The sequence below is a fragment of the Marinobacter santoriniensis NKSG1 genome, from assembly GCF_000347775.1.
Taxonomy (GTDB): Bacteria; Pseudomonadota; Gammaproteobacteria; order Pseudomonadales; family Oleiphilaceae; genus Marinobacter; species Marinobacter santoriniensis.
The window spans coordinates 53,737-67,597 of sequence record NZ_APAT01000017.1 but is presented as its reverse complement, the minus strand read 5'-3'; the positions used below and the strand labels follow the sequence as shown (position 1 = coordinate 67,597).

Annotated in this window: 11 protein-coding genes; 5 read left to right on the top strand and 6 right to left on the bottom strand. The window is 57.8% G+C overall.

Annotated features, from left to right (window positions below; genetic code table 11):
- Positions 1-5: 5 nt before the first annotated feature.
- The 3 genes from MSNKSG1_RS12225 to MSNKSG1_RS12215 form a co-directional block, all read right to left on the bottom strand.
- Positions 6-662, bottom strand: coding sequence for a response regulator (locus MSNKSG1_RS12225; RefSeq protein ID WP_008939590.1), 657 nt, complete (start codon positions 660-662; stop codon positions 6-8).
- Positions 659-2,857, bottom strand: coding sequence for an ATP-binding protein (locus MSNKSG1_RS19130; RefSeq protein WP_040886895.1), 2,199 nt, complete (start codon positions 2,855-2,857; stop codon positions 659-661). Before MSNKSG1_RS19130 ends, MSNKSG1_RS12225 begins: the two co-directional genes overlap by 4 nt.
- A gap of 157 nt (positions 2,858-3,014) precedes the next feature.
- On the bottom strand, positions 3,015-4,982 hold the full coding sequence (locus MSNKSG1_RS12215) for a hypothetical protein (protein WP_040886894.1): 1,968 nt from the start codon (positions 4,980-4,982) through the stop codon (positions 3,015-3,017).
- A gap of 642 nt (positions 4,983-5,624) precedes the next feature.
- Here MSNKSG1_RS12215 and MSNKSG1_RS12210 point away from each other — a divergent pair.
- Genes MSNKSG1_RS12210 through MSNKSG1_RS12195 form a run of 4 tightly spaced genes read left to right on the top strand, consistent with a single transcriptional unit; the run spans position 5,625 to position 8,127 of the window.
- Entirely contained in the window at positions 5,625-6,368 is a 744-nt protein-coding gene (locus MSNKSG1_RS12210; protein WP_008939587.1) for a hypothetical protein, read from the top strand.
- 56 nt (positions 6,369-6,424) lie between these two features.
- The gene (locus MSNKSG1_RS12205) at positions 6,425-6,769 is read left to right on the top strand and encodes a hypothetical protein (RefSeq protein WP_008939586.1); all 345 of its coding nucleotides are present in this window, start codon (positions 6,425-6,427) and stop codon (positions 6,767-6,769) included.
- Between the two features lie 12 nt (positions 6,770-6,781).
- On the top strand, positions 6,782-7,474 hold the full coding sequence (locus tag MSNKSG1_RS12200) for a C39 family peptidase (protein WP_040886900.1): 693 nt from the start codon (positions 6,782-6,784) through the stop codon (positions 7,472-7,474).
- A 5-nt stretch (positions 7,475-7,479) separates the two neighbouring features.
- Positions 7,480-8,127, top strand: coding sequence for a hypothetical protein (locus tag MSNKSG1_RS12195; RefSeq protein ID WP_008939584.1), 648 nt, complete (start codon positions 7,480-7,482; stop codon positions 8,125-8,127).
- Positions 8,128-8,142: 15 nt separating this feature from the next.
- On the opposite strand, the gene MSNKSG1_RS12190 is transcribed toward MSNKSG1_RS12195, so the two are convergent.
- Both MSNKSG1_RS12190 and MSNKSG1_RS12185 read right to left on the bottom strand, forming a co-directional pair.
- A complete protein-coding gene (locus MSNKSG1_RS12190) occupies positions 8,143-9,222 on the bottom strand; it encodes a transporter (protein WP_008939583.1) in 1,080 nt (359 codons plus the stop codon).
- On the bottom strand, positions 9,219-10,598 hold the full coding sequence (locus MSNKSG1_RS12185) for a sigma 54-interacting transcriptional regulator (protein ID WP_008939582.1): 1,380 nt from the start codon (positions 10,596-10,598) through the stop codon (positions 9,219-9,221). Before MSNKSG1_RS12185 ends, MSNKSG1_RS12190 begins: the two co-directional genes overlap by 4 nt.
- Before the next feature lie 234 nt (positions 10,599-10,832).
- On the opposite strand from MSNKSG1_RS12185, the gene senA reads away from it, so the two are divergent.
- Entirely contained in the window at positions 10,833-12,182 is a 1,350-nt protein-coding gene (gene senA, locus MSNKSG1_RS12180) for a selenoneine synthase SenA (RefSeq protein ID WP_008939581.1), read from the top strand.
- Here the strand turns inward: senA and MSNKSG1_RS12175 are convergent.
- On the bottom strand, positions 12,179-13,753 hold the full coding sequence (locus MSNKSG1_RS12175; protein ID WP_008939580.1) for a cation:proton antiporter family protein: 1,575 nt from the start codon (positions 13,751-13,753) through the stop codon (positions 12,179-12,181). The genes senA and MSNKSG1_RS12175 overlap by 4 nt on opposite strands.
- Positions 13,754-13,861 lie beyond the last annotated feature (108 nt).

Sequence of the window (13,861 nt, the reverse complement as noted above, 5' to 3'; positions counted from 1 at the left end):
GTGCGTTATGAATCCTTGAGCAGTCCCAGTCGGAGCGCTTGCTGCGTGGCTTCGGCACGACTATTGATTTCCAGCTTGCCGTAGATGTTTTTTACATGTCGGGCTGCCGTGTGATAACTCACTCCCAGAAGTTCTGCGGCTTCAGCCGTCTTGTAGCCTTTCGCGATGACCGTCAGCATTTCCTGTTCCCGTTTGCTGAGAAACAGGTCCGCATTCTCCTCCGTTGATTCCGGTTGGGATATCGTTGTCTTTACATGGTTGAGAATTCGTCGGGAGATGGGGCCGGATAGTGGCGGCGTGCCATGGGTGAGCCCCTGCAAAGCCTGTGAAATCACCTCCTGAGGTTCTTCCTTGAGCAAATAACCCTGGGCGCCTGCGTTGATGGCCGGGAACAGGTGCTGGTCGTCATCAAACAGCGTGGTAACCACCAGTTGTATTTCCGGGTGATTCTGCCGGCAATGGGTTATGAAATCCACGCCAGATCCATCAGGGAGTTTAAGATCAACCAGGCACAGGTCCGGGTCCAGTTCCACCAGTAGAGCAATCGCCTGGGAAAGCCGGTCGCAACAGTGAACGGCAATGCCCGGAAAAGCCAGGGTTACGGCGAGACTCAACCATTTCTGGGCATCCTGGTGGTCCTCCAGTATCAAGACTTTTTTCACGGTTGAAATTCCTTGTGTAACGGGATCCTTAACGCCAGCCCGGTACCGCCGGTGATCGGGCAGAACCAGGCCAATTGTCCATCGAGTTCCTCGCACCGTTCACGAATGCCGTAGAGTCCGATCCCCATGGCCCGTTCCAGATCAATGGAGCGGATACCTTGCCCATCGTCCCGGCATTCAACGGTTAGAAAATCGTCCTGATAGTCCATGGCGATAGAAACCTGCCGGGCGTTGGCGTGTTTCAGTGTGTTGGTCAGAAATTCCCGGAAAATGCGTTCGAGGTTACGTTCGGTGCGTGGTGTAAGAATCTGCCGGGCTGCGGCACGGCCCAGTCTCATGGTCAGTTGCAGGCCAAACAGGTCGCAACGCTCGCCCAGTTCACCCTGCCATCTCTGGAAGCTTTGTTCCAGAGAGGCCGTTTGCTTCTGTAAACCCTGAATAACCCCACGTAGCTCTTTCAGGCAGTCCCGGGCCAGCTGGGCAACCGTAGCGTCGTCGGCGCGGTAGATGACCGACAAGAGGCGAGCGCCAACGTCGTCGTGCAGGTCCCGGGCGACCCGCGCCCGTTCTGTCATCACGCCTGTCTTGAAGGAGCGTCGATAATCTTTTGCATAACTGAAAAGCATGTGGGACTGGTCGACGAATTCAATATCGGACGGGTCGAAGAGTCGATGTCCCTGCTGGGCATAGCTAAGCCTGAGATGGTGGGAATCGTCAAAGAGGGGGATCGCCAGTCCGAGCCCATGATTGATCACCCGCGCCTGATCAATGGCGCCCTGCTGGAGATCCCGTTGCAGAGGCTGGAAAGCTTCAAGCATGGCTTGGTGCCACTGCTGCTCCAACGATTGGCTGGCATCGAACGCACCCTGGACCATCTGGGGAAGCAATTGCGGTTTGTGACGAAAGCGGGGCTTGAGCTTGAAGTAACGCAGGAAGGCCTGGCGTAGCGGGAAGTAGACCCAGCCAGCGACCGCGAGCGTGATCATGAGACTTGCGGCCGAAGTGACGTCGAGCCAAAGAATTAGGAGGGCGTCGACCAATACGACGAAAATACCACAGGCAAACCAGAACCAACCCAGCAGAATCCAGCGATCAAGGTCGAAGAGCCGGAACCGGACGATGCCAAGAGCGATGCCAAGGTAGGACAGCACAAACAGTCCCCAGGCGATTTCCTGGTTGAGCAGTGACGATTCCCCCAGAATCTGGGGCACGATAACCGCGCTGAGATAGCCGATGACGCCGGCAAACCAGGCGTAGACAAACCACTTGAGGCGGGCGCGGGCAACGGGTTCCACCCGGGTGTTCCGCCATTGCATAATCGCGAACACAACATCCAGAGATGCCCAGAGGATCAGCGTGTATCGGGCGACAACATCAAGGCTCTGGACCCACTGTGTCCAGTTGCAGATTAGGATCAAAGCGACGGCCGCCGCCATGACAACTTCAAAGCGGAACCGCCCCAACCGCGTCGGGTAATACCAGAGCAGGGCTGTGCCGGCGCCGGCAAAGATCATGGCGCCCAATTGATTGATTCTGGACAGCGTGAGGAAAAGGTCTGGGGCCAGTGCCAGTTCGCGGCTGGTGTAGATCGCACTGGCTACAACGCCGACGGCCATTCCCAGACCGGCAAGTGCGTAGAAAAGAGGTCCCCTTTCCGACTGGGCATAGGCCCACGCCGCGACACCGAGCCAAAGAATGGCCAGGCCACAGAGAAGTTGGTACCAGAGTATGGTGGGCAGCGCGGTAGAGGGTATGGAATCAGCGGGGCGGACGGTAATCCAGCGTGACTTGAACTCCGTGTCTGAGGCACTTTCTCCCATGCTTGGCGGGGCGATCTCGAGTGCAAGCGAATTCTGGTTCAGGGCTTGCCAGATGGTTTCCTGGCGCTGGAAGAAACGGTTGTATTGGTCGAAGGTTGGCGCATCGTCAGGTTCGGCAATCGCATCCCCGGGCTTCAGTTGAATCTCGCCGAGATCCGTTCTCAATGAAAGTACTTCATCTCCGGGATGAACGTGCCCCGAAAGCGGGCCTTGCGACGCCACGTCGGTTATCCGAACGCCCCGGGAGCCTGGCTCGGTGCTGATGCCGAGCCAGGGCACATGAATCGAAAGATAGAGGGCAATCAGAAACAGCAGAAGCCCGAGAGTGAGTCCCCCGGACAGGATGCGGGACGGCGGCCAGTGGCGCCCCATCATTCCGTTACTACTCCCACGTTCAAAACCCGGCTTCTCCGTCTGATTCGATAGCGTGATCTTCAGCAGTGTTCCTGGCTGATATCTATCTGATATCCGTTTCCTGAAATTACAGAAAGCCCGCATTTGCGGGCTTTCTGTAATTTCAGTAGCTTCGGGCTCAGGGCAGTTCAATCAGTACCGCAACGCCCAGCTCGGTCGGGTCTCCATTTTCTTCGGCGTAGGTCGTGCGGAATACGCCAAGGCTGCCATCCTCGTTGAAGAACCCTTCAAGCGTGGTGGTTTCACCAACACCAGCAACAGTCATCGTAGTGTAGCCGTTGGCGGCAATATTGACACTCGCCTGATCCATACTGGCTTCGCCCTTGTTGAACGTCAGGTTGGAGCCAAATCCCGGCAGAATTACCTCGTCGGTCGTCGCATTGATCGTTGCTTCGGTTTCGCTGGTCATGGTCAGGGTGGAAGCGAAGCGGGTGGTGCTGATGGCCAGTTCGCTAGCGGACGGGGTTACGCCCAGGAACATCAGACGATAGGTCTTGTCGGTCACCGCCGGCGCGGCGTCGGGCAGTTTGACAATATAGGTGGTATCAAACTCGGCGCTGTTGAGGTTTTCCTGGAAGGCGCCGCCGAAGGCAATGAAATTGAAGCCACTGTTTACAAAGCCTTTGGAGCCATCAACGGTGACAGTGCCGTCGCTGTCGACTGAGTACGGGAGGCTGCCGGATGTGCTTGCAGGCTCATCCAGGTTGGTATAGCCCGTGGTACTGACGCGATCACTGGTCGTTGCCGTGAAAGCAACCGTACCTTGCCCGTCAAAATTCAGTGTCGTTGCCTCGGTGGTTACCTCGATCGGGCCGCCATCGTTGACGTAGGACGCCAGGTAAACCCGGCCATAAGCGCCCGAAATGTCGCTAATGGAGGCGCTAGCGGGGAGTTCGACGAATGCTTCGATCGAACGGAAGGCCTCATCGCCCCGCTTCTCTGAGGGGTCCAGAGCGTCGGTTTCACTGTCGCCGTCCGTGTCCACCAGCGCATAACGTACCGCGCCGTCCTGAGCCTGAACGAAGAACAGGTTTTCGCCTTTGACCTTCTGCAGCGGATAGGTGGCCGCCGGGTAACGGAAGCCTTCGTCGTCTCCGGCTTCGAATTCTTCCTCGAACTCACCCTCGACGACCAGCACATTCGCTGCGTTGAAGGCAGCGCTGAAGGTGTCTTCCTCGTCTTGATAGATGTCGGTTTCGTAGTAGACCGTGGCGTTGGCCAGTCCCGGCCCGCCCAGTCCGGAATAGGCGCTTTCGCCTCCGGAGAAGGTGACTTCGACACTGCCGTCAGCAGCGCCGTCAAAACTGAAGAATTCGCTGTAGTAGTCCAGCGCGTAAGTGCCGTAACCGGCATTATCCGAGTCGTGCAGGTTGAACGAGAGGGCCGATGATCGGTAGTTGCCGGAAATGGTGGTGGCGTCGCCTGCGTCGGTTTCGATCAGGGCCACCTGAGTCGCAACATAATCGCCGGCCACTTCGTTCAGCTTCTCGAACATTTCGTCCAGGTTGGCTCCGGCCGTCAGGTCGAATTCCTCGACCTTACCGGAGAGTTTGACCACTTTTTCCGGATCCAGGGTGTCCAGGTCCGTGCCGTTGTCGATAAAGCTCTGAAGGACATATTCGGACACCGGGGAAATGTCCACATCCTGCTCGACGACCTGTGCTCGCATGATGCGATCGTTCTGACCGGTGATCCGTACGATGAGGTTACCGGCGAGACTGACGCCGGTCGGCAGTGTCAGTTCGTAGTCGCCCGAGATTGAGGTGGTCGTGGTTGCCAGTACATCGCCTATCTGGTTGCCGTCGTCATCGACACGGATAAGCTCTACATCGGCGCCCTTGATGGGCTGAAGGCCTGTGATTTCAGCTTGAGCCGGGCTGATCAGAAAGCTCATTGCGATTTCAAGCGGATTGGTCGATTGCAGCTGGGCCACGGTGCCGGCAGGAGCGGACGCGGTGCCGCTGATAGTCTGACTCGACGTTGTATCCGAATCTGAATCAGAACTTGAGGATCCCCCTCCGCAGCCGGTGAGGGCAATGACCGATGAAACAGCAAGAGCCATAGGTAACTGTTTGAACATACTCATGAGTAAAGTCTCCAAATGCGCCTAACGGACGATCAGAGGTCAAGAGTGTCAGGATGCTGATATCGGTGAATCCCCAAAGTTGGGTATGTCGGGTAAAAAACTGTGTCATTCCGGGTCGTTTTCTTTTTTGACACCTTGTTAACTGACGCATCTCTCTGATACTTGGCGGGAATACCTGCATTAGTGAACTAATCTCGCTTCTCACTGTTTCATGAGCGGAACAGTTCAGGCGTATACGTGTTTCGGTTTCCAGGTTCGGTATCTGGAAAAATAAATATAAAACAACAACATAATGACTGCCTGGTCTGGTTGGCACAAGAATCGCTGCATTCACCTGCGGGACAGGACCTTGGCTTACCCGTTCCAGGGTTGGGTCGGATCCCTTAAAAAGCCAACACGTGTAAAGGGAATGACATCATGAACACTAAGAAAAATCTGCTAGCTGCTGCCATTGCTTTGAGCATGGGTGTTTCCGGATAAGCCTTTGCGGATCAGGGTGGAGATGGTAGTCCCAATACGAACGCTAACGACACATCCACAGCCACGACCACTACCAACAGTGAGTCCGGGAATACCAATTCCGGGAATGACAATTCCACCGCCACCAATACGGCGACGGATAATTCGAACAACAGCACCAACGTGGCGGACAGTGGCAATACTGCCCAGACCGACAACTCGAACAACTCGGATAATTCGGATAACTCCGACAGTTCGGATAACAGCACCAGCCTGAACGATTCGTTCAAAATTGCTACCGATGCGTCGGATAACTCCGATAATTCGGATAACTCGGACAACACCGATAATTCCGATAACTCCGACAACTCGGATAACAGCACCAGCCTGAACGATGCCTTCAAGATTGCCAATAGTGGCAATACCGATGCATCGGACAATTCGGATAATTCCGATAATTCGAATAACAGCACGAACGATTCGAACAACACTGCCGACAGCGGCAACACCGATGCTTCGAATAATTCGAACAACAGTACGAACGATTCGTACAACACCGCCGACAGTGGTAATACCGATGCGTCCAATAATTCGGACAATTCGGATAACTCCACCGACGTTGCTGGTTCCTATAACACCGACAACAGTGACAACTCGGATAACAGTTCCACAGAGTTGCACATGTCGATGGAGGTGTTCATGAATGATGCCGAGCTGAATGGCTCCGTCAGTGGCACCAACGTGACCTACGGTGACGCAAACGGCAAGCGTTCCTACACCGAGGCTCGGGCTTCCAATGAGATTTCTGGAGGCTCTGCCAACTTCACCGGTGTCGGCGCGTTTGCTCAGAACGCCGGCGTGGGCAGTGTGACCCAGGCCAATGTCAGCGTGATGTCGAACCTGACCGCCGGTGGTGGCACCAACTGATGGCAACCGGCCGCATCCGGTTTCGGGTGCGGCCCGGCCCTGCCGGGAGGTGTGTCATGGTCAAGTACATCGGGTGGCTGTCGGTATTGGTGATGGTTTTCATCTGGGGTGCGCAGTCGGTGGTAGCGGAAGAGTTGCTGGCGCTGACGCCAATGAGTTCCGATCAGCTGGAGCATTCCAGCGGCAAGCAGGGGTTGCCGGTGCAGTGGCAACTCAACGATGCCGAGCAGAATGCCATGGTCGGAAACAATGTTCTCTCCGGGAACGTCACCACAGGCGACAATCGGATTACCGATCATGCGTTCCAGAACATGAACGGTATCGCCACGGTTATCCAGAATACGGGTAACCAGGTGGTTATTCAGGACAGTACCCAGATCAACGTTCTAATCAACCAGTAAGTGGGGTGGACCATGGTATCGCGTATGGCAACGGTAATGGCCGGAGTGCTGGCGATGCTCTGGTCCACGGCCTATGGGGGCACCGTCTGGGTGCCCGGAATGTCCGGAAGTATTGAAGTCAACGTGACCAGCTACCAGGCGCAGCGATTCAGCACCATCATGCGCCAGCAGTATGACTTCAGTTGCGGTTCTGCCGCCGTGGCGTCCCTGTTGACCTATCATTATCAGGATCCGGTTTCGGAGCAGGACGTGTTTTCCGGGATGCTTGAACTGGCAGATGTTGAGAAGGTTCGCCGGGAAGGTTTTTCGATGCTGGATATGAAGCGGTTTCTGGAGCATCGGGGTTATGTGGCGGACGGTTTCCGGATGCCCCTCAAAGGACTTCGGGAACAGATCCGGTTACCGGCCATCGCGCTGGTCACGCTGGACGGGTACCGGCATTTCATCATCATCAAGGGTATCAGTGATCAGTCCGTGTTGGTGGGCGATCCGGCCCGGGGCATCAAGGAATATGCCCGGAGTGTCTTTGAGCGCCAATGGGATGGGGCCGCCTTTGTCATCCGCAGTCACCTTGCCCAGGGGCGATCCAGTTTCTACCAGGCCGGCGATTGGCCTCCACTGGCCAAGGCTCCTTTTTCCGCGGCGGAGGAGGGGCCAGGTATTGGCCACTCCATGCCCTATTGGCCCTCTTCCAGGGAATGGTGAAAAACATGAAACACAGTATCTATTCAGGGATAGTCGTTGCGGTGAGCCTGACGCTGGCAAACGTGTCAATGTCCCACGCCGCAATGCCGGACGCTTTTGGGCAGCCTCTTGACGATGTCGAACTGGCCCAGTTGAGAGGCGGATTTGTGGGGCTGGACAACCTTCAGATTGCCATCGGCCTTGAGCAGTTGGTGGCGGTGGATGGTCAAACCCTCGTGCTCAACCGACTCACGATTCCGAATCTCAATCAGGTTGTTGATGGTGGCAGAATCGCTGCGCGGGTGGAGCAGGTCCTGGCAGATGCCCAGCCTCAGGGGACGGTGGTTATTGTAACGCCGCCTTTCGACACCCAATCGGGTTTGGCAGAACCTGTGAACACTGGTAGTAGCGCTTCCGGAAACGCGAAGCCGCTCAAACCAGGCGCGCCGGTCGATGTGTCGGGGCCAGCGCCGGGGGACAGCCAGTCGGTGTCCGCTGTGGGGGCGCTGGTGTCCAGCCAGATGAATGCTGGAAACTGGATGACGGTCATCCAGAACCGGTTTGATGGCTCGGTCATCCAGAATATCCAGAAACTCAACATCGAGCTGAACAATCTGGGGGCGGCCTACCGATTACCGCAGGGCATCCGTAATTCCCTTCCAATCCTTCCGTAAGTCTGCCCATCAGTCTCAAAGGCTGATGGGCAGTTTCAGTGTGATCTCGGTGCTCGGAGCACTCTCAGTCACCCCAACGCCAACCGACAGAGAGAGACTGGTGTCGGAGGACAGTCGCTGGGACAGTCCAAAGGTCAGGGTACCTACCTGAATCCGATCAAAGGTGGCATCGAACAGGTCGTTGTTCTGCTCATACGTGGTTTTTCGAATGATGGAATGATCGTAGCTCAGACTGAACGAAGTTCGCTCGTTGAATGCGAAGCCCATTCCGAAGCCGAACCGGATCACATCTCCGGGATCGATGGTGCCGCCATTCTCTGGCCCTTCATCCTCTTTCTGGGTCCAGACATAACTGAGGTTCCCGAACAGCACGGCGGGGTCAGAGGGATAGATAAAGGTGAAACCAGGCTCGTAGGCCCAGTAACCCGAGCCGGTTGGGCGCTCGGCCAGTTCCACACCGATGGGATTTCCGCTGCTGTCGAATACGGTTTGTCGATCGACATCGTAAGGTCCGTCGCCGGTCGGAGCCTTCACCCGGAAGACGCCGATGACATACGGCCAGCCTTCGAGACCATCGTTCAACTGGTAGCGCATGGAGAGCTCCACATCCCCGAGCCCGTCACCGGACGATTCCCTTAGCGTGTCGACCGGCGTTCCCTGAAAGGCTTCCCGTTCCCGCAGATCCTCCGTGATGCTGATATAGGGAACCCTGAGCGCGGCTTCGAAGCGACTGGTAAAACCGTATTTCAGTGTTGTGGCTGCGACGAACACATCCCGCTGTATCTCCGAGATATTGATCAGGCCCACGAGCAGGGCTGGAATGACGGTATAGCCTTCCACCGCCACCTGGAGGGAGTTGCTGTGGGCATAGGAGAGGGCGGGTTCTATGGTGAACCGGCCGGGTTTTGTAACGATGCCCCGGTCGACGGTGATTGAGGCGACATCGATGGCTGGATCATGACCCTCGTCCGGGGAAGTCCTGAATTCCGGGTCCGTGGGAGTCGGTGGTGCGTCCTCGTCGGCCCTCGCTCCGTGGGCGAGCATGGAGTGACTCAATGAGAACAGTGGGATGAGCCAAAGCGCTTTCTGGTTCATGACGGACTTCCTTTCTGTCGCGTTTGTGGATGTCGCAGCCGGTTGCCGTTGTGCTTTTCCATCAGGCGGTAGAAGGACACCCGGGAAATGCCGAGGAGCCGGGCGGCGGCGGATACGTTGTGGCGGGTCAGTGCCAGGCTGTAGGCGAGAGCTTCCCGATCGGCCCGGTCACGGAAGGCCGTCAGTGTCGCTATGCTCTGATCCGTTCCGGGCCCGATGGATGACAGGCCCAGATCCTGGGGCTGGATGACCGCTTTCTCGTGAAGCAGTTGGGCCTGACGCAATCGGTTCTGGAGCTCTCGGACGTTGCCGGGCCAGGAGTGGGTCATCAGGGCCTGTCGGGCCGCCTTGCTGACTCCCAGTGGGTGCTCCCCGCCGTCGATGGCCGTCAGGAGTTCGTCTGTGAGTGCCGGAATGTCATCGGCCCGCTGTCGCAGTGGTGGCATCCGGATTTCCAGGCTGCCAATGCGATAGAAGACATCGCTGCGAAAGCGCTTTTCCTCGATCAGTTGGGGCAGCGGCGTGCAGCAGGTTGATACGATTCGGGCGTCCACCTGAATGGACTTTGAACCGCCAAGCCGCTCGATCTGTCCCTCCTGAAGAAACCGGAGCAATGAGGACTGCTGGGCAAGCGTCAATTCGTCAATTCCCGAAAATACCAGCGTGCCCTGATGCGCGAGTTCGAGCTTGCCCTGGTGCTGGCTGAGGGCGTGGGTAAAGGCGCCTTTTTCATGGCCAAACAGTTCGCTCTGGGTCAGACTGGCCGGTAACGCGGCACAGTTGACGACGACGAATGGACCAGAGGCTCGCGGGGAGTGGTCATGCAGGAAACGCGCGGCGGCATCTTTGCCCGTGCCGGGTTCTCCGGTGATCAGCACGGGCGCATCGCTTTCAGCAAACCGGCGCAATAAAAGCCGCACGGAACGGATCCGGTCGGACTGTCCGTTAAGCACAATGGTGCGGTAGTCGGGTATTCCGGTTATCGCGGCGGCAGAGCGAAGCCTGGCCATGCCGTGCAGGTGCCCTAACACATTGCCAAGCCGACGGTAGTCCAGGGGCTCGGTGTGAAAATCCGCGCAATATCGTCGCACCAGTTGGCTGACCGGGCTCTGAGGCGCTGGCAGGGTGGGTAACAGGGCAATCCAGGCACTGAGGTCCAGTGCTTCCAGCCAGGATTCCAGCCTGGGCCATTCGGATTCTTCCAGTGGACCCGGTTGTACCAGTCCAACCAGCGCATCCGACGGAACCTCGGCCTTCAGTGGAAGCGGCTGTCGGTAGTCGAACGGAAGGATGTCCCAATCCGCCTGCAGGGGTGCGAGTTGATCAATGTTCTGGGGATCTGCCGACAACCAGACAAGCAGCCGCTTTTGGGTCATGGCGAGACTCCCGAAGAGTTGCCTGAATGGAACAGTGCGGCGTTGTTGAATACGGTGTTACTGCTTGGGCCGTTTCGTGCAGGATACGTATATTCAGTTTGTGTGCCACATTGGCTATTAATGCCGGCGGCCGGGCAGTTAGGAAATTGTGCAAACCCGGCAGGGACGATAACTGTAAACCGCATCGACATCCGGCCGGCCAGGATGAGCGATCGGTAGAGGAGAGGAAGGCTGATGAAACCTGTTGAGTGGTCTCGGGAACGCCTGCTGGCGGATCTGGAAAATGCCCGGCATCGCACGATCAATCTGGTGACGTCTTTGTCGGATCGACAACTGGATGTGCCCTATCACCCGGGGGTGAATCCTCCGCTCTGGGAGATGGGGCACGCCGCCTTCTTTTACGAGGTCTTTGTGTTCAACCTGCTGGACGGCACCCCGAGTTACGATCCCTCCATGGACGATCTGTGGGATTCCTTTCACGTCGCCCACCGGGATCGCTGGCGGAAGGATCTCTTTCCGGGGCGGGAGCGAACCCTGTCCTACTTCAACACCATCTACGACCGGGTGGCGGACCGCATCCGGCGAGAGCCGCTGTCCGACCGGGAGCTCTATCTCTACCGCTACGCGATTTTCCATCAGAACATGCACATCGAATCCCTGATCTGGTGTCGCCAGACGGTCGGCTATCCGGCACCGGAAGATGTCAAAGCGGATCGCCCTGCGCCGTCGGAACCGCTGTCCGGCGATGTCGACATCCCGGCCGGTCGCTGGCTCATAGGCATGCCCGGGGACGCTGCGGATTACGCGACATCGAATTTTGCTTTCGACAACGAGAAGCCGGGGTTTGAGCTGGAACTGGAGGCCTTCCGCATCGGGCGTACGCCGGTATCCAATCGAGACTTCCTGGCGTTTGTTGAGGATGGCGGTTATCAGCGTCCGGAGCTGTGGTCGTTTGGTGGTCGAACGTGGCTGCAAACGGAACAGGATATGGCGCTCGTGCACGGTTACGCCGAGCCCTTGATGCGTCAGCCCCGCCATCCGCTGTACTGGCGCTGGCACGACAATCGGTGGGAAGAACGTCTCTTCGATCGCTGGCAGCCATTGAATTCCGATGCGCCGGTCACCCATGTGAGCTACTGGGAAGCGGAAGCGTGGTGTAATTGGGCGGGCCGGCGTCTGCCCTCGGAGTTTGAGTGGGAGGCGGCGGCGCTGGCCAACCGGCCGGGGCAGCCGTTTTGCCGCTATCCCTGGGGTAATGAGTCGCCCGGTCCGGCCAGAGCCGATCTCGATGCCCGCAGTCAGGCGCAGAATCCGGTCTGGGATTACGCGGATGGCGAAAGCCCCTTTGGTTGCCGACAGATGATCGGGTCCGTGTGGGAGTGGACCAGCAGTCAGTTCCTGCCCTACGACGGATTCCGGGTCGATATGTATCCGTTCATGTCGACGCTGCAGTTCGGCGACCACAAGGTGACCCGGGGTGGCAGTTGTGCCACCTCCTCCTGCCTGATCCGCGGCACCTACCGGCAGGCTTACCTGCCTTCGCGAAACGACGTCTTCACCGGTTTCCGGACCTGTGCCGTCTAGTCCGCTTGTCGGGGCTGCGTCGTTGGAGCAGGGTGGGCAAGGTTCCGGATATGACTGGCCAGAGCGACGCCGGTCTCGTTCATCGTGAGGTAAGCGTCGTTGGCGCCGGCCTCTCGGATCTGATGCGCTTCATCCTCGAACATGGTATGAGCGACGATGTAGCCGCGAAAACCCATTTTTCGCAGGCTGCGCGCGGCGATCAGTTTCCCCTCGATGTCACCGAGTGCCAGGATCACCGACTGTACCGAGGGCATGTGCAGGCCGTTCCAGAAGGAGGTGTCCTCTGCATCGGCGAATACCACGTTCCGGCCCTCGTGCTGGTGTTTCCGGGCTTTCGCGGGATCCGAATCCAGTCCCATCAGGCGCGGCTCGCTTTCCTTGAGCCAGTCATAGGCCGCGGTGCCGGTACGCCCCATCCCCATAATGAGGACCCGGGTGTTGCCCAGGGAGATTGGCTGCTCGTCCGGGTGGTGCTTGTCCGACTCGAAGCGCCCCAGGCGTTTGGCCAGACGTTCATAGAGCGAATGGGCGATGCGGTTCAGTGGGGCAGACACCAGGAATGACAAGGCTACTGAAAGCGCCAGTGGAACCAGCCACTGGGGCAGAGCGATACTCGCGACGATCAACCCGAACTCGCTGTAGTTGGTCAGTGCCAGGGCGCTGAGGAAGCCGCTGCGGGCCCGAAGCCGGAAGGCCAGCAGCAGGAAAAAGAACAGCACACCCTTGAGAGGAAGCAGCAAACCCGCGGCAACGGCGAATAACAGGGCCTGGGTGTCCGGCAGCCCACCGATGCCGATCTGCAGGAAAAAGCCCACGAGAAAGACTTCCTTGACGCTCCACAGAGACTTGGAGAGTTCCTGGGAACGGGGATGATTGGCCAGCATGGCGCCAAACACCAGCGCCCCCAGCTCGGAACTCAGGCCGACCGACTCGAAACCATAGCCTCCCAATACCAGTGCCAGTAGCAGTCCCAGCAGGACCAGCAATTCGTCGTGGCCACTGGCATCCAGCAGTCGGAACAGAATGGGGCGCAACAGGGGCAGTCCGAAAACGATCAGGGCCCATTGCGACGGCGTTTGTCCCGCTGCAAGGCTCATCACCGCGAGGGCAAGCAGATCCTGCATGACCAGGATGCCAATCGCGACCCGTCCGTGAAAGGCTCGCAGTTCGCGTTTGGATTCCAGAACCTTGGCGGCCAGGACGGTGGAGGAAAATGACAGGGCAATCGACAGCATCAGCGCCGTTGTCCAGTCCAGGGCCAGCAGAAGATGCAGGGCCGGGGTCAGAACCAGGCAGGTGATGGCGAAGTGGAGCAGGCTGCCGCCAATGACTTCCGGACTGATGATAGAGCGTAACTTGAGCTTGAGGCCGACGGTAAACAGCAGCAGCAGGACGCCGACATGGGCGATGTGGCCGAGAACTTCGGTGGATTCAATGATCAGGCCGGTTGCAGAAGAAAGTCCGCTCAGCAGGAATCCGGCCGTCAGATAGCCCACGAGGGGTGGCAGGCCGACGCCTTTGACCAGCAGACCAAGAACAAACGCGAAGGAAATCCAGAGAGCTTCGGGCATGGCACCGACGTTTCATTACAAAAAGGAAATGCTTGCCAAGGCTACCCTTTTTTGTCGAGTGGTTGTAGTCAAAACAGCCGGATAAAGAGGGATTCAGGCATAAAAAAG